Source organism: Microbacterium esteraromaticum, from assembly GCF_028747645.1.
Taxonomy (GTDB): domain Bacteria; phylum Actinomycetota; class Actinomycetes; order Actinomycetales; family Microbacteriaceae; genus Microbacterium; species Microbacterium esteraromaticum_C.
Map to the genome: position 1 here is coordinate 1,169,963 of NZ_CP118100.1, position 21,172 is coordinate 1,191,134.

Below are 21,172 nucleotides of genomic sequence, written 5' to 3' on the forward strand. Positions count from 1 at the left end.
CGGGCTCAGCCCGGCGGCGCCTTCGTCTGAATGCGAGTGGCGGCGTCAGTCGAAGATGCCGTCGAGGATGCTGCCGATGACGAGTCCGCCGAGTACGCCGCTGACGATGTCGCCGCCACCGCCGCCGCGTCGGCCGCCCGGGCCCCACCCCTGGTTGCCGCCCCAGCCCTGATCCTGCGGGCGGGCCGAGTCGATGTCGCGCTGCGCGAGCTGCAGGGCTTCGGATGCCAGCTGCGCGACCCGGCGGGCGGCCGAGAGCGCCTGCTCGCGGGTCTCCTCGGCGGGGAGCAGCGCGGGCACATCGGTGCGCAGTCGCTCAGCCTCGGCCAGGCGGGTGCGGGCATCTGCGCCGATCCACCCGCGGTGGCCGGCGATCAGGCCGCGAGCAACCCCCAGCTGGCGGTCGGCATCGTCGAGCGAGTGCTGCACGTGCTCGAGCGAGGGGAGCGGATGCTGGGCGCGGTAGTTCGCCTTATCGATGGCCGCATCCAGCGCGGCGTTGGCCGTGCGCAGATCGCTGAGCTCGGCGAACGGATCGTTGGGCTGGCCGGTCGGCGTGAGCGCCCGCAGTGCAGCATTCAGCGCGGCGGTGGCCGCGACCACCTCGGGCGTTTGCGGAGCGTTGCGGGCCGCGGCGATGTCCTCGCGCGAATCGGCGACGACATCGGCGAGCGTCGACTCGGCACGCAGCGCCTCGATCTCGAAATCCTCGACCGCGTCGAGGATGGCGCCGGCGCGGCGCACGGCCTCCGTCGCCGTCTCCAGCGCGAGGTTGGCCTCTTGATTCTGCTGTGCAGCACGGCGACGCTCAGAGACATCGGCGCCGTGTGTGGCGAACGCGATCAGCTGCTCGGACTCCTCGGCGGCGGAGGAGATGCGGTGCATCGCGGACTCGGCGTATCGGGACGACAGACGCTCGATCGTGGCGCGCGCCTGCGGCACCCGGCTGCTCAGTGCGTCAGCATCCGCACGCACACGCGCGACCACTTGCGGAGCGTTGCGCACCTTCGCGATCGTGTCGGCGAGCGCCGAGGTCTTCTCGTCGAGCAGGCCGTCCGCCCACTCGCACAGCTGCACGATGCGCGCATTGCGGGTGCGCAGTTCTTCTTCAGTGTCCGGGATCTCGTCGTGGTTGAGCTGGTGCAGCTGGAACGCCTCGCGCAGATGCGTGCGCACGGCGTGCAGCGCCGCACCCAGGTCGGCCGTCAGCGAGTCGCCGAGTTCGGCCTGGGCGAATGCCAGCTCATCGCCGGCCGTGCGGATTCGCTCATCCGCCGCGACCAGCGCCTGCTGCGCCTGGCGCGCCAGATCTGCGTCCTGCGCCTGCTGCGCTTCCTGCTCACGTTTGCGTCTGCCCCAGAAACCGGCCATGCCCACGATCCTACGGGGAGCAGGCGATGCCGACGCTGTGGGCGGGTGCGCCTTCGGCGAACGCCCGCGCCGACACCCCGTGCTACCGCCGACACCCCTGGGTATGGTCGTCCATAACCCGGGGTGTCGACAGCAGGTGGGGGTCTCGACGGAGTGGGTGGGGGATGCCGGGGCTCAGGCGACCTCGCGGACCGGTCGTCCTCGTCGGGGGCGCTCGGCGGAGAGCTCCAGCTCTCGAAGGTGCGATGGATGCCCGTGCAGTCTCTGCTCGACGTGGTCGAGCCACCGCAGCTCCGCCTCCGCAGCGAACAGCTGTGCGTCGAGGACCAGGGCGTGCGCCAGTTCTTCGGGCACCGTCGGTTCGGCACCGCTGCGAACGCTGTCGTGAAGGCGCTGCCATCGAGCCTGCGCCGCATCGCGCTCGCCGCGGATCACGACGAAGGGATCCACCCCGGGCAGAGTCGCTGCGACCGCCAGCTTGATCGCCAGTTCGTCACGGGTGCCGGTGCCGCGCTGCACTGGTGAGTCCAGCCACGCCTGCACCTCGAGCCGGCCGGCCCCGGTGATCTCGTAGTAGACATGGCCGTGCTCATCGGTATCGCCCTTCTCGACCAGGCCATCGCGTTCGAGTCTCTCCAGCGTGTTGTAGATCTGGCCGACGTTCAGTGGCCAGGTCGACCCGGTCCGTCGGTCGAACTCCGCGCGTAGCTGATAGCCGTAGCACGGTCCCTGGTCGAGGATGGCGAGCAGGCTCTGGCGGACGGACATGATGCGCTCCGATCGTTTGCCGGTATTGCATTTCTGCGTATATGTATATGGGGAAACGTGCACGGGTGCAACAGTGTGGTGCGGGGCATCCGTTCGCCCTCAGCGTTCCCGAACGTGCCCATCCACAGCATCCGCCGCGCGTCGGCCGGTAGCATGGCACGGTATGTCCGGCGTGGAACGGTCGCCGGGCCGAACATCCAAGGGAGACATCCGTGGCGAATCCTCTCGAGAAGCTGCTGCGCGCCGGTGAAGGCCGCGTCCTCCGGCGCCTGAAGCAGGTCGTCAAGGCCGTGAACGCGCTGGAAGACGACTTCGAGAAGCTCACCGATGACGAGCTGCGCGGCGAGACCGCAGAGCTGCGCGCGCGCTATGAGAACGGCGCGACGCTCGACGAGCTGATGCCCGAGGCTTTTGCCGCCGTACGAGAGGCCGGTAAGCGCACGCTGGGTATGCGCGCTTATGACGTCCAGCTCATGGGTGGTGCAGCCCTCCACCTCGGCAATATCGCCGAGATGAAGACCGGTGAGGGTAAGACCTTCACCGCTGTGCTGGCGATGTACCTCAATGCGATCCCCGGCAAGGGTGCGCACCTGGTCACGGTCAATGACTTCCTCGCGAGCTACCAGGCCGAGATCATGGGCCGTGTCTACCGCGCGCTTGGCATGACCACCGGCACGATCGTGTCGGGTCAGACGCCCGCCGTTCGGCGCGAACAGTACCTGTGCGACATCACGTACGGCACCAACAACGAGTTCGGCTTCGATTACCTGCGCGACAACATGGCGTGGCGACAGGAAGACCTCGTCCAGCGCGACCACCACTTCGTCATCGTCGACGAGGTCGACTCGATCCTCATCGATGAGGCACGCACCCCGCTGATCATCTCGGGGCCGTCCTCGGGAGAGGCCAACCGCTGGTTCACCGAGTTCGCCAAGATCGCCCGCACGCTTGAGGCCGGCGTCGACTACGAGGTCGACGAGAAGAAGCGCACGGTCGGCGTGCTCGAACCCGGCATCGAGAAGGTCGAGGACTATCTCGGAATCGACAACCTGTACGAGTCGGCGAACACACCGCTCATCTCGTTCCTGAACAACTCGATCAAGGCACTCGCGCTGTTCAAGAAGGACACCGACTACGTCGTGATGAACGACGAGGTCATGATCGTCGACGAGCACACCGGCCGCATCCTGGTCGGGCGACGCTACAACGAGGGCATCCACCAGGCCATCGAGGCGAAGGAGAACGTGCCCGTCAAGGCCGAGAACCAGACTCTCGCGACCGTCACGCTCCAGAACTACTTCCGCCTGTACGACAAGCTCGCCGGCATGACCGGTACGGCCGAGACCGAGGCTGCCGAGTTCATGTCGACCTACAAGCTGGGTGTCGTGCCGATCCCCACGAACCGGCCGATGATCCGCAAGGACCAGCCGGACCTCGTCTACAAGAACGAGCAGGTCAAGTTCGCCCAGGTCGTCGAGGACATCGCCGAACGTCACGAGAACGGCCAGCCGGTGCTGGTCGGAACCGTCAGCGTCGAGAAGAGCGAGTACCTCTCGCGCCTGCTGGCGAAGAAGGGCATCAAGCACGAGGTGCTCAACGCCAAGAACCACGCGCGTGAGGCCGAGATCGTCGCCCTTGCCGGAAAGCTCGGCGCCGTGACCGTCGCCACCAACATGGCCGGTCGAGGCACCGACATCATGCTCGGTGGAAACGCCGAGTTCCTCGCCGTTCAAGAGCTGCGCGGCAAGGGGCTGGACCCCGAGGAGACGCCGGAGGAGTACGAGGCCGCGTGGGAGGAGACCTACGAGGCGATGAAGAAGAAGGTCTCGGAGGACGGCGAACGCGTCGCCGAGGCCGGCGGCCTCTACGTGCTCGGCACCGAGCGCCACGAGTCCCGCCGCATCGACAACCAGCTGCGCGGACGCTCGGGCCGTCAGGGCGACCCCGGCGAGAGTCGCTTCTACCTCAGCCTCACCGATGACCTGATGCGCCTGTTCCAGTCGGGCGCGGCCGAGGCGATCCTGGCCCGCACGAACTTCCCGGATGATGTGCCGATCGAGTCGGGTATGGTCAGCCGCGCCATCCGCAGCGCCCAGTCCCAGGTCGAGGCGCGCAACGCCGAGATGCGCAAGAACGTCCTCAAGTACGACGACGTGCTCAACCGTCAGCGCGAGGCGATCTACGCCGACCGCCGGCAGATCCTGCACGGCGACGACATCGCTGACCGGGTGCGGCACTTCATCGAGGACGCCATCGCCGGCGTCGTCGACGACCACACGGCCGAGGGGCACGCGGAGAGCTGGGACTTCGACGCGCTCTGGACCGAGCTGAAGACGCTCTACCCGATGGACGTCACGATCGACGAGGTCGTCTCTGAGGCAGGTGACCGCAAGGGGGGGATCAGCGCGGAGGCTCTCAAGCGCGAGCTGCTCTCGGATGCTCTCGTCGCATACGAGAAGCGCGAGGAGACCCTCGGCGAGGCTGCCACGCGCGAGCTTGAGCGTCGTGTCGTTCTGCAGGTGCTCGACCGCCGCTGGCGCGACCACCTCTACGAGATGGACTACCTCAAGGACGGCATCGGCCTGCGGGCGATGGCCCAGCGCGACCCGCTGATCGAGTATCAGCGCGAGGGCTACGCGATGTTCCAGTCGATGATGGGGCAGATCAAGGAGGAGTCGGTCGGCTACCTCTACAACCTCGAGGTGCAGGTGCGCCGGGCCGGCGACGACCACACCGAGGTCGAGGCCAAGGGGCTCGTCGACTCGCAGCCCGAGCAGAAGCTGGAGTACTCGGCTCCCAACGATTCCGGAGACGTCGAGGTGCGCAACGAGCGCGGCCAGGTGCAGCGCGCCTCGACCGCGCGCGGCCGCGCGGCGGCCGATGGTGGCGACGCGCGTGGTGCCTTCGGCCAGGCAGCGGATGCCGGCGCCGAGACCGCCGGGCAGAACCGTCAGCAGCGCCGGGCCCAGCAGCGCAAGAAGGGCTGAACCCCGAGGTAGCAGTGGACCGGGGCGCCCGCGCGCCCCGGTATCCTTGGCGGATGACCCGCCGCACACTGGACCAGTCCTCCAAGCTGAAAAACGTTCTCTACGAGATCCGCGGCAAGGCACTGGTCGAGGCGGCGCGACTGGAGTCCGAGGGGCACCAGATCCTCAAACTGAACACCGGGAACCCGGCGATCTTCGGATTCGAGGCTCCGCACCAGATCGTGCGCGATATGCTCGCCGCGTTGCCCAGCGCACATGGCTACAGCGACAGCAAGGGTGTGATCTCGGCACGACGGGCCGTCGTCAGCCGCTACGAGCAGATCGAGGGCTTCCCGCGTTTCGACCCCGATGATGTGTACCTCGGCAACGGGGTGTCCGAGCTGATCACGATGGTGATGCAGGCACTGCTCGACGAGGATGATGAGGTGCTCATCCCCGCGCCGGACTACCCGCTGTGGACGGCGATGACCTCGCTCGCCGGCGGCACCCCGGTGCACTACCTGTGCGACGAGGAGAACGGCTGGCAGCCGGACCTCGAAGACATCCGCGCCAAGGTGACACCGAAGACCAAAGCGATCGTGATCATCAACCCGAACAACCCCACCGGCGCGGTGTACTCGCGCGAGGTGCTCGAAGGGATCGTGCAGATCGCTCGCGAGAACCAGCTGCTGCTGCTTTCCGACGAGATCTACGATCGCATCCTGTTCGACGACGCCGAGCACATTCCGACCGCAACGCTGGCGCCGGACCTGCTCTGCCTCACCTTCAACGGGTTGTCGAAGACCTATCGCGTGGCAGGGTACCGATCGGGCTGGATGGTCATCACGGGTCCGCGCTCGCATGCCAGGGGATTCCTGGAGGGCATCACGTTGCTCGCCTCGACGCGACTGTGTCCCAACGTGCCGGCCCAGCACGCCGTGCAGGCCGCACTCGGCGGGGTGCAGTCCATCGACGCGCTCATCGCGTCGTCGGGGCGCCTGCACGAGCAGCGCGACATCGCGTGGCAGGGGCTGGATTCGATCCCCGGGGTCAGCTGCGTCAAACCCGAAGGCGCCCTGTACGCATTCCCGCGGCTCGATCCGAACGTGCATGAGATCCGCGACGACGAGAAGCTCGTGTACGACCTGCTGGTGTCCGAGAAGATCCTGCTCGTGCAGGGCACGGGGTTCAACTGGCCGACACCCGACCACCTGCGGTTCGTGACGCTGCCCGAAGCGCGCGTGCTCAGTGAGGCTGTCGAGCGGCTCGGGAACTTCTTGGCGAGCTACCGGCAGTAACGGGCGCCCGGGCGTCGAGAGCGTTGGCCACGCGACGGACGGCGGCGACCAGCTGAGAGCGGGGAGCGACATCCGCGATCGCGCGTGCGTGCAGTGCAGCGGCGTCCGCAGCCCTGGCATCGTGCGGAACGAAGGCGACCTCATTGATGCCGGCGAAGCGTTCGAGAGTGCGGCGCACCTGGCCGCGCGCATCGATGCCGAGCGGACCGGGACGGACCCGGTTCGCCACGACGGTGACGGGCGTACCACCGATCAGATGTCGCAGCTCGGCATGACCGCGAATGAACCGGCTCACTCCCAGTGGGTCGGCCGAGAGTACGGCCACCACTTCATCGGCGTCGAGCAGCGCCGCCGCTGTCGCCGCGTGGCGTGCCGGGGCACCGGGGTCGAGGGGATCATCATCCTCGTCGAACTCGGCGGAGACATCGACCACGGTGTCGTCCGCCCACGTGCGACACACACTCAGGGTCGTTCGCAGACGGCCTGCGGCAAGCTCAGGCCATCGGCTTGGCCGGTTCAACCCGCTGAGCACGTCGATCGTGCCGGCCGAGGTCTCGACCATCGACGCCAGACGCGTCAGCTCGGCGACGTCGAGGCTGCCCAGCTCGGCTCGTCGGCACGCCGCGGCGAGTCCCGGCGACTCGTCACCCAGCCCGAGCTGCAGCGCGACCGAGGGTGCAACGCTGTCGGCATCCACGAGTGCGGTGCGCCGGCCCGCGCGAGCCAGCTCGACCGCGAGCTGGATCGCAACCGTCGTACGACCCGGCGCACCGTGCGGACCCCACACCGCGATCACGCGGGGCGGGCGATGCGGCGTGCTGTCGGCGGAGGCGGTGTCCGGCGGAGCCGACAGCGTCGCGACGATGTGCGCAGCGGGCGTGTCGTACGGCAGCGGAGCGGGGAGCCCGAACCGCGCAGCCAGACGCGAGTCGGCAGGTCCGATCGGCACAAGTCGCACGCCCGCGCGGTCGCAGGCGCCGACCAGATCTGCGGTGAGCAGGGTGCGACTCGGCGTCAGCAGAAGGGCATCGAAGGATGCGAGTGAGACGGCGGAAAGCTCATCGGGGGAGACGGCACGGACGTCGCACCCCTCCAGTTCGAGATCGGATGCCAGCATCCGGGCGTCGTCGTGCGCGATGGCGATGAGCACTGAGGTCATGAGCCCGCTCCGGCTGGCACGAGTGAGATCGCGTCGCCGCCGGTGAGAGCGGCGAGTACATCGGAGACCGCGCTGCGTTCGATGGCAAGCTCAACGTCGGTGCGGCTGTTCGACAGCATCCCGTCCTGCTCGGCGACGGTGACGACGACGGCATCGCCGACGAGGATCCTCGGCTCGTCGTATGTGCGTCCGTCCTCCTGCGCGGGGGCATGCCACACCTCGACCTTCGTCCCCGCGGTCATCCCCTCCGACACCGCCGTGCTGCCGACGACGATGGTGGTGAAGCGGGCATCCGCCGCGTCACCGACCGCGGAGCGGGGCAGCAGCTCGCCCTCGGGGATCGTGCGCATCGCGATCGACCCGGGCTCCAGGTCGTGTGGTGCCAGGTACTCGTCGCCGAGCGCGCCGAGGCTCACCTCGACGACCTGCAGATCCGCCGAGCCGATCGTGTCGCCGGGAACGACCGTGCGGGTGGTCTGCAGCATGGGTGCGGTCTGGCGAGAAGAAGAGACGAGCAGCCAGACGCCCGCGACGGAGACGATGACCAGGACGACGCCGATCACGAATCGGATATCGCCGAACACGGGCCTGCGGGCGCGGGAGTGCATCATGCAGACATCGTCACAGATTCCGCGGACGTGGCAGAAAAGTTATCCACATGCCCGCGTTCCCGCTGTGCCGCCACCCGCTGGTGGGGGGAGAATGAGAGCATGCCCGAAGCATCCGATCCCGCACCTCGCTTCCTCGCGCCCGCGCAGGTCGCTGAGTTGCTGAGCATCGAGGTCGATGACGTGGTCGCGCTTGTGCACGAGGGGCAGTTGCGCGGGGCGCAGCTCGGCTCGCCTCCGCGCTGGCGCATCGAAGAATCCAGCATCGCCGAATACCTGGCCGCGCAGTCCGAGGAGGCACGGCGCATGGCGCTGTGGCGACAGGCGGACGAAGCCAGCTTTCCCGAGGTATGGGGCACCACGCCGTTCCGTCGCAACTGACGATCGTCCGTGGAGGCGTCGCTCACACGACGCCGGTCGCGCTCTCCAAACGCACCCAGGCGAGGGCCGCGAACGGAATGCTGCGGAAGCCGCGCACGGCGCGTGTTCGGCGGGGCTCACCCACGTCGTGCACCGCGAGATCGAGGTGATCGGCGCCGGCTCGATCAATCGTGCCCTGCATCGGATCCGCATCCGCGCGACCGATCGTCACCGGGGTGCGACGGCGCGCGACATCGCGCAACACGAACCCGAAGGTCATGCGCTCGCGCAGACCCGCCTCGCCGTGCGCGGGTGACAGGCTCGACAGCAGTACGCCGTGGTCGCTGCCGATCGTGGTGACGGCGCTCAACGGCACCAGGCGCAGACGAGGGTCTCCGCTCGAACTCACCCCGACCCAGTCAGCGCCCATCACGCGAAGCACAGCATCCCAGTGCTCGCCGCCAGTCAGTTCCAGCAGGACGCGGTTCTCGCCCGCGGTCATCGATCGCAGCCGGTCATGCAGGGTGAGCTTGGAGATCCGCAGCCGCTCGGACTCGGCATCCAAGGCGGCGCGCTCGGACTCCCACTCCGCAGCGAGCTGTCCTTCGAGGTCATCGAAGAGGTGATCCCATTCCACGGGAACGACAGTAGGCCACCGGCGCCGCGCGCGGTTGAGTTATCCACAGATCTGCGGGTGCGGGTTCCGCGATCGAGGGGGACGTGTTCTACTTTCTGGGACGTTCGCTACGCACGATTGCATCGATGACCAGCTGTATCTGGGGGGACCACGAGATGACGACGACGTTGAGTGAGTACTTCGCTCCACAACCCACCTCGGTCAGCGAACTCCCCGATCCCACCACGCTGCTGCACAGCCTCACCTACGGAGTGCTCGAGGTGCTCGCGGGAGTGCGCGAGGTCGATCAGCTGGCCCGGTGGTTCGGCGAAGAAGCATTCCGCAACCTGGTGAAGCGCGCCAATCTCGCTGCGCGGGCGCGCAGCGCGCGCGGGCTCAGCCCGACGCGACCGAGCTACCAGATCCTGTCCGTGCACCAGAGTTCACCCACCGACAACGCCGTCGAGGCCGCGGTGGTCGTGGCCGGGCCCGGGCGCACCCGTGCCGTCGCGATCCGCCTCGAGGGGCTCGACGGGCGCTGGCGGGCTGCGTCGCTCGCGGTGCTGTGAACCGTCGCTGAACGCGGGCGGCGGGGCGCCGACCAGTAGGCTGAACGGGTGTCAACACTCAGCGATCTCGTTCACGCTCAGGGGCGTCTGACCGACGCCGACGTCGAATGGCTGCACCGGCTGGCCGGTGACGGTCAGCTGCTGGCCGACCTCGCGTCGGCCGACATGGTGATCTGGGTCGAGACCCCCGATGGCTCGTTCATCGCCGTCACCCACTCGAGGCCCAGCGGCGCCGCAACCCTCTTCTACCGGGATCTGGTCGGTGAGAAGGTGAGGCCGCAGTGGCGCACCCAGGTGCAGGCGGCCTTCGAATCCGGTGCGATCGTGGACTCCTCGTCGCCGGACTGGTTCGAGGAGACGCCGACGCGTGTGCGCGCCGTCCCGATCGTGCGTTCGCAGGGATCGGCCGAGGGGACGATCATCGGCGTGCTGACCAGGCACACGAACCTCGGCGAGGTGCGTACGCCGTCCCGGCAGCAGATCAGCTTCGACGAGTGCGCCAACGATCTCTTCCACATGATCTCGACGGGGGAGTTCCCCGATCTTGCGGCGCCGACGGCGCCCCGACGCGGCGCGCCACGGGCATCCGACGGCCTCATCCGTCTCGATGTCGACGGCATCACCACGTTCGCGAGTCCCAACGCGCTGTCGGCATTCAACCGGATGGGGTTCGACGACGAGTTGGAGGGGGAGTCGCTCGCCGAGGTGACCACCCGGATCGTGCCGCCGTCGCGCCAAGTCGACGAGTCGCTCCCCGTGGTCGTGACCGGCCGTGCGCCGTGGCGCACCGACATGGAGGCCCGCGGCGTCACCGTGTCGTTGCGGGCCATCCCGCTCAAGGACCACGGCACACGCATCGGTGCGATCGTGCTGTGCCGCGACGTGTCCGAGCTGCGTCACCAGGAGCAGGAGTTGATCACCAAGGACGCGACGATCCGCGAAATCCACCATCGCGTGAAGAACAACCTGCAGACGGTGGCCTCCCTGTTGCGCATCCAGGCGCGCCGCACACACTCCGAAGAGGCGCGTGAGGCGCTGACGCAGGCGATGCGTCGCGTGGAGTCGATCGCCGTTGTGCACGACACGTTGGCCAGTGGTCTGGCGCAGACGGTCGACTTCGACGAGGTGTTCGATCGCGTGCTGAAACTGGTGGCCGAGGTGGCATCGGCGCCGAACACCCGCGCCCGCACGCAGCGTACGGGCCGCTTCGGTGTCTTGCCCAGTGAGTACGCGACACCGCTCGCACTTGCGCTGACCGAGGTCGTCACCAACGCTGTTGAGCACGGCCTGTCGGGGCAGGAGGGGGTCGTGAGCATTGAGGCGACCCGCACCGCCGAGCATCTGCGCGTGACCGTCACCGACTCCGGGCACGGTCTGCCGGAAGGGCGCGTGGGCCAGGGGCTGGGGACGCAGATCGTGCGCACTCTTATTCAGGGTGAGCTCAGCGGCACCATCGAATGGAAGGGCGCCGAGGGCGAGGGCACCCAGGTGATCATCGACATCCCGATGCGGTGGATCGTCGCCTGAGCACCGTCAGCTCGACGTGAACGACGAAGCGCCGGACCCCGAGGGGCGTCCGGCGCTTCGTATGAGCTCGGTGTCAGCCGGCGCGGCGGGCGCGGGCAGCGCGGCGCTTGAGCGCGCGACGCTCGTCTTCGGAAAGGCCGCCCCACACGCCCGAGTCCTGACCGGACTCCAGGGCGTACTGCAGGCAGATCTCGGTGACGGTGCACGTGGCGCAGACCGCCTTCGCCTTCTCGATCTGGTCGACGGCGGGCCCGGTGTTCCCGACGGGGAAGAACAGTTCGGGGTCGACGGTCAGGCAGGCGGCTTTGTCGCGCCAATCCATAGGTTGCTCCTCTGAGGGGTTCGGTGTGGTCACCGCGTCTGCGGTGGGTGAGTTAGGGAGCAGATCGGGTGGTCGGCTACCCTGGTCATGCAGGCAACGGCCCGCCCCACTCCGATGTGGGAGCACATGGCTTTGTCCATTCTGTTACAGAAGTAAGCTGAGATCAAGGGTTTTCAGACAACTCTTGGAAGGAGTTCGTGTGCGCCCTTCCGGCCCCGCCATCCTCGCCGCGATCGTCCTGGCCGTGGAAGGCCTCGCGCTGACCGCCGTCGCGCTGTTCGAGCTGTTCGCGCTCGGGTCGAGAGGTGCGGCATCCACCACGAGCGCGATCGCGCTGATCGTGCTGACGATGATCACCGCTCTCGCACTCTGGGCCTTCGCCGTCGGCACCCTGCGTCGCGCATCCTGGGCGCGTTCGGGTGGCATCGTCATTCAGGTGCTCGGGCTGGCTCTCGCACTGGCATCTCTGACGGTCGAGCCGCGGATCTGGCTCTTCACGCTCGGTGTCGGCGGAACCGCACTGGTGGGGCTGATCGTGTTGATCTCGGCGACACGACGCGACGGTGAGTCCGACCCCCGGCTGCCGTCGGTCGATCCGGGGCGGCGCGCCGACGACGAGAAATGATCTGTGTCAGGCGCCGCAGCGCCTGACACAGGATTCGGCGCAGATGATCAGGCGTCGATGCCCAGCGTCTTGCGCAGTCGGGCGACGTGTCCGGTCGCCTTCACGTTGTACTGCGCGTGGGTGATCACACCCTGTTCGTCGATGACGAACGTCGAACGGATCACGCCCTCGACGACCTTGCCGTAGTTCATCTTCTCGCCCCAGGCGGCATATGCACTGTGGACGGAGTGGTCGGGGTCACTGAGCAGCTCGAACGTCAGCTGATCCCGCTCGCGGAACGCCTGCAGCTTCTCCGGGGTGTCGCGCGAGACACCCAGCACCGTGTATCCGGCGCTCTGCAGCGACGAGATGCTGTCGCGGAAGTCGCACGCCTGCGTCGTGCATCCGGGCGTCATCGCGGCCGGGTAGAAGTACAGGATCACCTTCGTGCCGCGCAGCGACGACAGGCTGACGGTCGTGCTGTCTTGGTCGAGCAGGGCGAAATCGGGGGCGGGTGTACCGGGTTCCAGGCGCGCGTTCGTCACACACTCACCTTATCCGCCCCACCGTTCAGCCGCCGAACGTGGTCAACAGGCGCTGCAGTGAATCCAGGCGTGCCCGGCCCGTCTCGCTGAGCGATCCGTCGGCAACCGCCTCATTGAGCGCGCAATCGATGGCATCGGCCAGGTGTGTGCATCCGCGGGGGCAGTGCTCGGCGATCTGCGCGAGATCGGTGTACGCCGCGAAGATGTTCGCCGGGTCGACATGTCCGAGTCCGAAGGAGCGCACGCCCGGGGTATCGATCACCCACCCGCTGCCCTCGGGGGCGCGGTAGCGCAGCGAGACTGTCGACGAAGAGGTGTGCCGACCGCGTCCGGTGACTTCGTTGACGTGGCCCGTCGCGCGGCGCGCCTCGGGCACGAGCGCGTTCACGAGCGTCGATTTACCCACCCCGGAATGACCGACGAAGACGGTGGAATGCCCGACCAGCTCGGCGCCGATCTCGTCGACGGGCATCTGACCGCGCGCGCTGGTGAACACCGTGAGATCGAGCCCGTCGAAGTGGGTGAGGAACTCCGCAGGATCGGCCAGGTCGGTCTTGGTCACCGCGAGAAGAGGGCGGATGCCGGCATCCAACGCTGCGACGAGGTAGCGGTCGACGAGTCGGGCGCGGGGCTCGGGGTCGGCTGCGGCGACCACGACCAGCATCTGGTCGGCATTCGCGACGATCACCCGCTCGACCTGGTCGGTGTCGTCGGCGCTGCGCCGCAGTAGCGACGTGCGATCGCGGAGCCCGACGATGCGCGCGAGGGTGCCGTCCGCGCCGGACGTGTCGCCGACGACACGGGCCCTGTCGCCGGTGACGATCGGGGTACGGCGCAGCTCGCGGGCGCGCGCCGCCGTCACCGTGCGCTCATCCGGGCCGTCCTCGTCGATCAGGACGCTGTAGCGGCCCCGGTCGACTCCGAGGACGCGTCCGATCCGGGCATCCTCATGCGCCGGACGGCGCTTGGTGCGGGGGCGATTGGCCTTCGGGTTCGGGCGCATGCGGATGCTGCTCTCGTCGAAGTCCTCGACATCGTCGAGCTCGTCGTCGCCCAGCCAGCTCACGCGATGGCGCCCTTCAGCATGCGCTCCCACAGCAGGGTGAACTCCGGCAGCGTCTTCGCGGTCGTGCCGATGTCGTCGATCTCGACGCCGGGAACCCGCAGTCCGATCAGCGCGCCCGTCGTGGCGATGCGGTGGTCGTGGTGCGCGCGCCACGTGCCGCCGTGCAGCGGCCGGGGAATGATGCGCAGACCATCCGGCAACTCCTCGGCCTCGCCGCCTAGTTCGCGCAGGTTGCCGATCAGTGCGGCGATCCGGTCGGTCTCATGGGTGCGGATGTGCCCGACGCCGCGGATGGTCGTCGGGGCATCGGCGAACGCCGCCAGGCCGACGATGGTCGGTGTCAGCTCGCTCGCGGCCGACAGATCGAGCTCGAGCCCGCGGATGCGGTCGCCGGCGCGGACGGTCAGGGCACCCGAATGCCGGCTGCTGTGCGCTCCCAGCGCATGCAGGATGTCGGGCAGCAACGCGCCGGGCTGCGTGGAGTGCAACGGCCAGTCGCTGACCGTGACGTCGCCGCCCGTGATCATCGCCGCGGCCAGGAACGGGGCCGCGTTCGACAGGTCGGGTTCAATCGCCACGTCCTTGCCGCGCGGGGTGCCGGCCTCGACGAGCCACTCGCCGACGGCGGGGCGCTCGATGCGGATGCCGCGGCGGCTGAGGCACTCGATCGTCATGTCGATGTGCGGCACGCTCGGCAGTGTGCTGCCGGTGTGCACCAGGTGCAGTCCGACGTCGAACTTGGGCGCGGCCAGCAGGAGGCCTGAGATGAACTGGCTCGACCCGGAGGCATCGATCTCGACCCGGCCGCCTCGGATGCGGCCGTGACCGCGTACCGTGAACGGCAACGACCACGTGCCGCTGTCGTCGACGTCGATGCCAAGGTCGCGCAGTGCCGAGATCATGGCGCCCATCGGACGGTGCAGGGCGTTCTCATCCGCGGTGAGATGCACGTCTTTGTCGGCGATGCCCGCGAGCGGCGCGATGAAGCGCATCACGGTACCGGCCTGTCCGCAATCGATGGTGATCCCGCCGGTCAGTGGCGCGGGCGTGACCAGCAGGTCAGGGCCGAACTCGCCGTCCGAGGGCACCTCTTCGATGCCCACGCCCAGCGAGCGCAATGCGTCGACCATGCGGCGCGAGTCGTCGGAGTGCAACGGCCGCAGCAGACGGCCGGGGCCATCCGCGATCGCAGCGATCATCAGCTCGCGATTGGTGAGGGACTTCGAGCCCGGGATGGTGACGGACGCGTGCACGGGCAGGGCGACGTCCGGCGCGAGGTACGCGCCGCGCGCCGGTGCGGGGGAATACCGTTGAGTGCTCATCGGTTCTTAGCCTAGTGAAGCCTGTGACATCGGGAGCGGAGGGTGACGAATGACGGCGATTCTCGCGCGTGAGCACGTCGGCACAGATCTGAGCGCCGATGGTCCGGACAACGCGCGCTCCGCGCGCCTAGACTTGCCCGTGATGGACGACACAGCATCCGATGACGCTCGGCGCGACTTCCAGGAGCAGGCGATCCCCTACATGGATCAGCTCTATGCGGCAGCGATGCGCATGACGCGCAATCCGGCCGACGCCGCCGACCTGGTGCAGGAGACGTTCGTGAAGGCGTACGGCGCATGGTCGTCGTTCTCGCAGGGCACGAACCTCAAGGCCTGGCTGTACCGCATCCTCACCAACACCTACATCAACATCTATCGCAAGAAGCAGCGCGAGCCGTTCCAGGGAACGATCGACGACCTCGAGGACTGGCAACTCGGCGGCGCGGAATCGACGACCGCCACTCGCAGCCGCTCGGCCGAGGCCGAGGCGATCGATCGGATGCCGGCATCCGCGGTCAAGGACGCGCTGCAGGAGGTTCCTGAGGACTTCCGCCTGGCCGTGTACCTGGCCGATGTCGAGGGCTTCGCCTACCAGGAGATCGCCGACATCATGAAGACCCCCATCGGCACCGTGATGAGCCGTCTGCATCGTGGCAGGCGGATGCTGCGCGAGCTGCTGGCCGACTACGCCGCCGAGCGAGGTATCGCGGCGGCTGAACCGAGGAGCACGAAATGAGCGATTGCGGCTGTGAGAAGGCGCGCAAGGATCTGGAGGAGTTCCTCCGCAACGAGATCTGTGCGACCCAGCACTCCGACATTCGAGAGCACCTGGACAACTGCCAGTCCTGCCAGGATGAGGCCCTGGTCGCCAAGACCCTGACAGAGGTCGTGGCCCGCGCGTGCAAGGAGACCGCACCCGAGGAGCTGCGTGAGCAGGTCTTCGCCCGCCTGCGGATCGTGCAGAGCACGTCGCACTGAGTTCGCGGGCCTGTCACCACCGCCCTCTAGGCTGGTCGGATGAGCGCACCGCAAGAGAACCTCATTCCCGTCGACCCCGAATCGCACCGCCGTCTCAGCGCAGGCGGTCTCGACTACCGCATCGCCGATATGTCGGTGGATGCGGATGCTGAAGGATTTCTTCGCGCCGACGCGCGCGGATTTCTCGATGAGGAGCCGACCGACGCCGTCATCGCGCAGATGCGCGAGACGATGCGCCTGCGCCGGAACATCGGTGTGTACGACTCCGCAGCCGGTGAGCTCCCGGTCGCGACCGTCAACTCCTGGGTCACACCGCTGACCGTGCCGGGCGGAGAGATCGACATGTGGGCGATCAGCTCGGTCACGGTGTCGGGCACCCACCGTCGCCGCGGTATCGCCCGGGCTCTGCTGGAGGGTGAGCTGCGCGCTGCGGCCGCTGCGGGTACCGCCATCGCGGGCCTGACGGTCTCAGAAGCGACGATCTACGGCCGGTACGGCTTCGCGTCGGCGATCCCGGTCGCGCGCATGACCGTCGACACCCGGCGCGCTGGTTGGGTGGGCACCGCAGCACCCGGTCGCATCGTCTACGCCGACAAGCAGACGCTGGCCGAAGACCTCGAGTCCCTCCACGAACAGGACCGACTGGCACGCGCAGGCCAGGTCGCCGGGTGGCGCGGGCGTTGGCAGCGCATGGCCGGACTCGCGGAGGGGGATAAGGACGCGGCGGCAGTCCGGGGCATCCGCTATCTCGACGCCGACGGCGTCGTACGCGGCGCGGTGGCCTACACCCTTGCGGAGCTGGCGGGTACGTTCCGCTTCGAGCTGCGCATCCGCCATATGCAGGCGACCACCGATGAGGCGCTGCGTGCTCTCTGGCAGTTCGTCGTGACGCACGATCTTGTCGACCGGGTGAGTGCCGGTCTGCGACCCACGGACGACCCACTGCCGTGGCTCGTCGCCGACCAGCGCGCCGTCACCACCGAAGTGCACGACCATGGCTGGCTGCGAGTGCTCGACGTCCCCGCCGCGCTGCAGGCGCGCACGTACCGTGCTGCGATCGATGTGGTGATGCAGGTGGAGGACGTTCTGGGCTTCGCCGAAGGCACATGGCGGCTGCGCATCGACGAGGACGGCCGTGCCGACGTGCAGTCCTCCGAAGCGCCCGCCGACGTACGTCTGGGCGTCGCCGAACTCTCGGCTCTGTACGCCGGGGGAGTCCACGCCACTCGTCTGGCCGCTGCCGGGCGCATCCAGGGGGACCCCACGCTGGTCGCTGCGCTCGATGACGCTTTCCGCACTGTCCACGCGCCGCTGCTCGGCATCTGGTACTGACCAGCGCGGGCAAAGCCGAAAGACGGATGCCGCCCATCCCCAGAAGGGGAGGGCGGCATCCGTCTTTTACGACATTCAACGTCAGCCGAGCGTCAGCGCCTCCTTGAGCAGGGCGACCTGCTCGACGGCGTGCACCTTCGACGAACCGGTCGCGGGGGATGCCGCAGCGGGACGCGTCACCGCGCGGAACTGGCGCGGGCCGGGCACCTCGGCGAACTCCAGCGCCAGGAACGGCCAGGCGCCCTGGTTCTCGGGCTCGTCCTGCACCCACACCAGCTCGGCGTTCGGGTACGAGTCGGTGATGGCCTTGAGCTCGTCGATCGGCGTCGGGTACAGCTGCTCGAGGCGGACCAGGGCGATCTCGGGGTTGGGGTTCTTGTCGAGCTCGCTGCGCAGATCCCAGTGGATCTTGCCCGAGTGCACCAGCACGCGCTTGACTGCGTTGCGGTCCAGCTCGCGGACATCGTCGATGACCGGCTCGAAGCGCCCCTGCGTGAAGTCCTCGACCGGGCTGGTAGCGCCGCGCAGACGAAGCATCGCCTTCGGCGTGAATACGATCAGCGGCCGGCGCGGGCGGGCGTAGGCCTGGCGACGCAGCAGGTGGAAGTACGACGCGGGCGTCGACGGACGCGCGACGGTCATGTTGTCCTGCGCGCACAGCTGCAGGAACCGCTCCATGCGGGCCGAGGAGTGGTCCGGGCCCTGGCCCTCGTAGCCGTGCGGCAGCAGCATGACGACGCCGGAGTGCTGGCTCCACTTCTGCTCGGCCGACGAGATGTACTCGTCGATGACCGACTGCGCGCCGTTGGCGAAGTCACCGAACTGCGCTTCCCACAGCACCAGCGCCTCGGCGTTCTCGACCGAGTAGCCGTACTCGAATCCGAGCGCGGCGTACTCGCTGAGCAGCGAGTCGTACACGAAGAAGCGGCCCTGGTTGTCGGAGAGGTTCGACAGCGGCAGCCATTCCTGACCGTTCGCGCGGTCGTGCAGCACCGCGTGCCGTTGCACGAAGGTTCCGCGGCGCGAGTCCTGGCCGGCCAGACGTACCGGCGTGCCCTCGACCAGCAACGACCCGAAGGCCAGCAGCTCGCCGAAGCCCCAGTCGATGTTGCCCTCACGGCTCATCGTCACGCGCTTGTCGAGCTGCTGCTGCAGCTTGGAGTGCACGGTGAAGCCATTGGGCTTGTTCGCGTGGGCGTCGCCGATCAGATGCACGACCTCGAGGGGCACACCGGTGACATCGGGTGCACCGACCTGATCCTCGACCTGGCTGAGCTCGGGAGCGATGGGCGTCGCGCCCGTCTCGGCGGCGTGCGTCTCGGCGAACGCGACCTCCAGACGGCTCTGGAAGTCGGCGTTGGCCTGCTCGTACTCTTCCGCGGTGATGTCGCCACGACCGACCAGGCCGTCGGTGTAGAGCTTGCGCACCGACCGCTTCGCCTGGATCAGGTCGGTCATCAGCGGCTGCGTCATCGAGGGGTCGTCGCCCTCGTTGTGCCCACGGCGGCGGTAGCAGATCAGGTCGATCACGACGTCGCGGTGGAAACGCTCGCGGTACTCGAACGCGAGGCGGGCCACATGGATGACGGCCTCGGGGTCATCACCGTTGACGTGGAAGATCGGCGCCTGGATCGTCTTGGCGACGTCGGTGGCGTACACCGACGTGCGAGAGTCGGTCGGCAGGGTCGTGAAACCGACCTGGTTGTTGACCACCACGTGCACGGTGCCGCCGGTGCGGTACCCCCGCAGCTGCGACATCTGCAGCGTCTCGACGACCACGCCCTGGCCGGCGAACGCTGCGTCGCCGTGCACCAGGATCGGCACCCAGGCGAACGTGCCGATGGGCTTGCGGTCCTGCTTGGCGCGAACGATGCCCTCGAGCACGCCGTCGACGGTCTCGAGGTGCGAGGGGTTCGCTGCCAGGTAGACGGGCAGTTCGCTGCCGTCCTCGGCGACGAAGGTGCCCTCGGTGCCGAGGTGGTACTTCACGTCTCCCGAACCGCGCTGGTTGCCGGGCGTGAGCGAGCCCTCGAACTCGCGGAAGACCTGACCGTAGGTCTTGCCGGCGATGTTGGTGAGCACGTTGAGTCGACCGCGGTGGGCCATACCGATCGCGGCACCCTCGAGGCCGGCGGTGGCCGCGCCCTGGAGGATCTCGTCGAGCAGCGGGATCAGCGACTCGCCGCCTTCGAGCGAGAAACGCTTCTGGCCGACGAACTTGGTCTGCAGGAAGGTCTCGAACGCCTCGGCCTCGTTGAGCTTGCGCAGGACGCGCAGCTGCTCGTCGTGGCCGGGCTTGACGTACTTGACCTCGACCTTGTCCTGGAACCACTGGCGCTGCTCGGGGTCCTGGATGTGCATGTACTCGATGCCGAGTGTGCGGCAGTACGAGTCGCGCAGCACGCCGAGCACATCGCGCAGCTTCATGACGCGCTTGCCGCCGAAGCCGCCGGTGACGAACTCGCGGTCCAGGTCCCAGAAGGTCAGGCCGTGGCTCTCGATCTCCAGGTCAGGGTGCGACCGCTGCACGTATTCCAGCGGGTCGATGTCGGCCATCAGGTGACCGCGGACGCGGTAGGAGTTGATCAGCTCCTGCACGCGGGACTGCTTGTCGACGCGTTCGGCGAGGTCGACGGCGATGTCGGAGTGCCAGCGGATCGGCTGGTAGGGGATGCGCAGGGCCGCGAACACATCGTCGTAGAAGCCGCGCTCACCGATCAGCAGCTCGTGCACCTTCTTCAGGAACTCGCCCGAGCCGGCGCCCTGGATGACGCGGTGATCGTAGGTGCTGGTGAGCGTGATCGTCTTGCCGATGCCGAGCTCGGCGAGCGTGCGCTCGCTGGAGCCCTGGAACTCGGCCGGGTAGTTCAGCGCACCGGCGCCGATGATGCACCCCTGGCCCTGCATCAGACGCGGCACCGAGTGCACGGTGCCGATGCCGCCGGGGTTGGTCAGCGAGACCGTGGTGCCGGCGAAGTCGGCGGCCGTGAGCTTGTTGGTGCGAGCCCGGGCGATGAGGTCCTCGTACGCGGCGAGGTACTCGCTGAAGGTCATCGTGTCGGCGCGCTTGATGCTCGGGACCAGTAGCGCGCGGGTGCCATCGGGCTTGGGGACATCGACGGCGATGCCGAGGTTCACGTGGGCCGGCGCGACGACCGACGGCTTGCCGTCGATCTCGGCGTAGAACACGTTCTGGCTCGGGAACTCCTTGAGCGTCTGGACCAGGGCCCAACCGATGAGGTGCGTGAAGCTCACCTTGCCGCCGCGGGTGCGCGACATGTGGTTGTTGATGACGATGCGGTTGTCGATCATCAGCTTGGCCGGGATGGTGCGGACGCTGGTCGCGGTGGGAACACGCAGCGACTGGTCCATGTTCGCCGCGAGGGTCTTCGGCATCCCGCGCAGCGGAGTCACCTTCTCCTCATCGGCGGGAGTCTCATCCTTCGCCTGCGGCTTGGGGGCCTGTGCGGGAATGGGCGCCTGCTTGGCGGGCTTGGCCGTCGTGCGCGCGACCGGCTGGGCGCCGATCACGGGAATGGGCGCGGTGACGGGGTGCGCGTTCTGCGCCGGCGCGGGCGGTGCAGCTGCATCGGGGGAGTAGTTCTCGAGGATCGGCCACCACTCCTTGTCGACGGAGTTGCGGTCCCGTTTGAACTGCTCGTACAACTCGTCCACGAGCCACGAGTTGGCTCCGAACCCCCCGTCGCCACCGACGCCGGTCACCTGGTTCGACACGCTTTATCGCCCTCTTTCGTCGCTGA

19 protein-coding genes are annotated in these 21,172 nt (G+C 68.1%); 9 read left to right on the forward strand and 10 right to left on the reverse strand.

Annotated elements, in window-relative coordinates; translation table 11 throughout:
* Window positions 1-45: 45 nt before the first annotated feature.
* Window positions 46-1,371 carry a hypothetical protein gene (locus tag PTQ19_RS05275; protein WP_274368724.1) on the reverse strand — a complete coding sequence of 442 codons (1,326 nt, stop codon included), beginning with the start codon at window positions 1,369-1,371 and terminating at the stop codon, window positions 46-48.
* Between the two features lie 174 nt (window positions 1,372-1,545).
* The gene (locus PTQ19_RS05280; protein WP_179411270.1) at window positions 1,546-2,139 is read right to left on the reverse strand and encodes a PadR family transcriptional regulator; all 594 of its coding nucleotides are present in this window, start codon (window positions 2,137-2,139) and stop codon (window positions 1,546-1,548) included.
* A gap of 212 nt (window positions 2,140-2,351) precedes the next feature.
* On the opposite strand from PTQ19_RS05280, the gene secA reads away from it, so the two are divergent.
* Together secA and PTQ19_RS05290 are read left to right on the forward strand one after the other, a co-directional pair.
* Window positions 2,352-5,126: a preprotein translocase subunit SecA gene (gene secA, locus PTQ19_RS05285; RefSeq protein WP_206820731.1), complete on the forward strand. Its 2,775-nt coding sequence runs from the start codon at window positions 2,352-2,354 to the stop codon at window positions 5,124-5,126.
* 53 nt (window positions 5,127-5,179) lie between these two features.
* Window positions 5,180-6,403 carry a pyridoxal phosphate-dependent aminotransferase gene (locus PTQ19_RS05290; protein ID WP_179411268.1) on the forward strand — a complete coding sequence of 408 codons (1,224 nt, stop codon included), beginning with the start codon at window positions 5,180-5,182 and terminating at the stop codon, window positions 6,401-6,403.
* Here the strand turns inward: PTQ19_RS05290 and PTQ19_RS05295 are convergent.
* A complete protein-coding gene (locus PTQ19_RS05295; RefSeq protein ID WP_274368725.1) occupies window positions 6,351-7,562 on the reverse strand; it encodes an AAA family ATPase in 1,212 nt (403 codons plus the stop codon). The two genes, PTQ19_RS05290 and PTQ19_RS05295, sit on opposite strands and share 53 nt — an antisense overlap.
* The gene (locus PTQ19_RS05300; RefSeq protein WP_274368726.1) at window positions 7,559-8,173 is read right to left on the reverse strand and encodes an SAF domain-containing protein; all 615 of its coding nucleotides are present in this window, start codon (window positions 8,171-8,173) and stop codon (window positions 7,559-7,561) included. The genes PTQ19_RS05295 and PTQ19_RS05300 overlap by 4 nt, the downstream gene beginning before the upstream one ends.
* Window positions 8,174-8,272: 99 nt before the next feature.
* On the opposite strand from PTQ19_RS05300, the gene PTQ19_RS05305 reads away from it, so the two are divergent.
* Window positions 8,273-8,551: a helix-turn-helix domain-containing protein gene (locus tag PTQ19_RS05305; RefSeq protein WP_179411265.1), complete on the forward strand. Its 279-nt coding sequence runs from the start codon at window positions 8,273-8,275 to the stop codon at window positions 8,549-8,551.
* A gap of 22 nt (window positions 8,552-8,573) precedes the next feature.
* Here the strand turns inward: PTQ19_RS05305 and PTQ19_RS05310 are convergent, their stop codons facing one another.
* Complete coding sequence (locus PTQ19_RS05310; protein WP_274368727.1) at window positions 8,574-9,167, reverse strand: hypothetical protein; 594 nt, start codon at window positions 9,165-9,167, stop codon at window positions 8,574-8,576.
* 125 nt (window positions 9,168-9,292) lie between these two features.
* Here PTQ19_RS05310 and PTQ19_RS05315 point away from each other — a divergent pair, with 125 nt between their 5' ends.
* Complete coding sequence (locus tag PTQ19_RS05315; protein WP_179411263.1) at window positions 9,293-9,715, forward strand: Rv3235 family protein; 423 nt, start codon at window positions 9,293-9,295, stop codon at window positions 9,713-9,715.
* Window positions 9,716-9,763: 48 nt separating this feature from the next.
* Window positions 9,764-11,242: a sensor histidine kinase gene (locus PTQ19_RS05320; protein ID WP_206550127.1), complete on the forward strand. Its 1,479-nt coding sequence runs from the start codon at window positions 9,764-9,766 to the stop codon at window positions 11,240-11,242.
* Between the two features lie 73 nt (window positions 11,243-11,315).
* Here PTQ19_RS05320 and PTQ19_RS05325 read toward each other — a convergent pair whose 3' ends face one another.
* Window positions 11,316-11,564 carry a WhiB family transcriptional regulator gene (locus PTQ19_RS05325; protein WP_071641453.1) on the reverse strand — a complete coding sequence of 83 codons (249 nt, stop codon included), beginning with the start codon at window positions 11,562-11,564 and terminating at the stop codon, window positions 11,316-11,318.
* A 199-nt stretch (window positions 11,565-11,763) separates the two neighbouring features.
* Here PTQ19_RS05325 and PTQ19_RS05330 point away from each other — a divergent pair, with 199 nt between their 5' ends.
* Window positions 11,764-12,189: a hypothetical protein gene (locus PTQ19_RS05330; RefSeq protein ID WP_179411261.1), complete on the forward strand. Its 426-nt coding sequence runs from the start codon at window positions 11,764-11,766 to the stop codon at window positions 12,187-12,189.
* A 47-nt stretch (window positions 12,190-12,236) separates the two neighbouring features.
* Here the strand turns inward: PTQ19_RS05330 and bcp are convergent, their stop codons facing one another.
* From bcp to aroA, 3 genes are read right to left on the reverse strand one after another with little or no spacing between them, the layout of a single operon-like run.
* Window positions 12,237-12,713, reverse strand: coding sequence for a thioredoxin-dependent thiol peroxidase (bcp, locus tag PTQ19_RS05335; RefSeq protein WP_179411260.1), 477 nt, complete (start codon window positions 12,711-12,713; stop codon window positions 12,237-12,239).
* 25 nt (window positions 12,714-12,738) lie between these two features.
* Window positions 12,739-13,779, reverse strand: coding sequence for a ribosome small subunit-dependent GTPase A (gene rsgA / locus PTQ19_RS05340; RefSeq protein ID WP_274368728.1), 1,041 nt, complete (start codon window positions 13,777-13,779; stop codon window positions 12,739-12,741).
* On the reverse strand, window positions 13,776-15,101 hold the full coding sequence (gene aroA / locus PTQ19_RS05345; protein ID WP_179411258.1) for a 3-phosphoshikimate 1-carboxyvinyltransferase: 1,326 nt from the start codon (window positions 15,099-15,101) through the stop codon (window positions 13,776-13,778). The genes rsgA and aroA overlap by 4 nt, the downstream gene beginning before the upstream one ends.
* A 49-nt stretch (window positions 15,102-15,150) precedes the next feature.
* On the opposite strand from aroA, the gene PTQ19_RS05350 reads away from it, so the two are divergent.
* The 3 genes from PTQ19_RS05350 to PTQ19_RS05360 are packed head-to-tail and all read left to right on the forward strand — an operon-like array spanning window position 15,151 to window position 17,411.
* Window positions 15,151-15,837: a sigma-70 family RNA polymerase sigma factor gene (locus tag PTQ19_RS05350; RefSeq protein WP_425313188.1), complete on the forward strand. Its 687-nt coding sequence runs from the start codon at window positions 15,151-15,153 to the stop codon at window positions 15,835-15,837.
* Complete coding sequence (locus PTQ19_RS05355; protein ID WP_206820725.1) at window positions 15,834-16,079, forward strand: zf-HC2 domain-containing protein; 246 nt, start codon at window positions 15,834-15,836, stop codon at window positions 16,077-16,079. Before PTQ19_RS05350 ends, PTQ19_RS05355 begins: the two co-directional genes overlap by 4 nt.
* A gap of 39 nt (window positions 16,080-16,118) precedes the next feature.
* On the forward strand, window positions 16,119-17,411 hold the full coding sequence (locus tag PTQ19_RS05360) for a GNAT family N-acetyltransferase (RefSeq protein ID WP_274368729.1): 1,293 nt from the start codon (window positions 16,119-16,121) through the stop codon (window positions 17,409-17,411).
* 81 nt (window positions 17,412-17,492) lie between these two features.
* On the opposite strand, the gene PTQ19_RS05365 is transcribed toward PTQ19_RS05360, so the two are convergent.
* Window positions 17,493-21,146, reverse strand: a complete 3,654-nt coding sequence (locus PTQ19_RS05365; protein WP_224817589.1) for a multifunctional oxoglutarate decarboxylase/oxoglutarate dehydrogenase thiamine pyrophosphate-binding subunit/dihydrolipoyllysine-residue succinyltransferase subunit — start codon at window positions 21,144-21,146, stop codon at window positions 17,493-17,495.
* Between the last annotated feature and the right edge of the window lie 26 nt (window positions 21,147-21,172).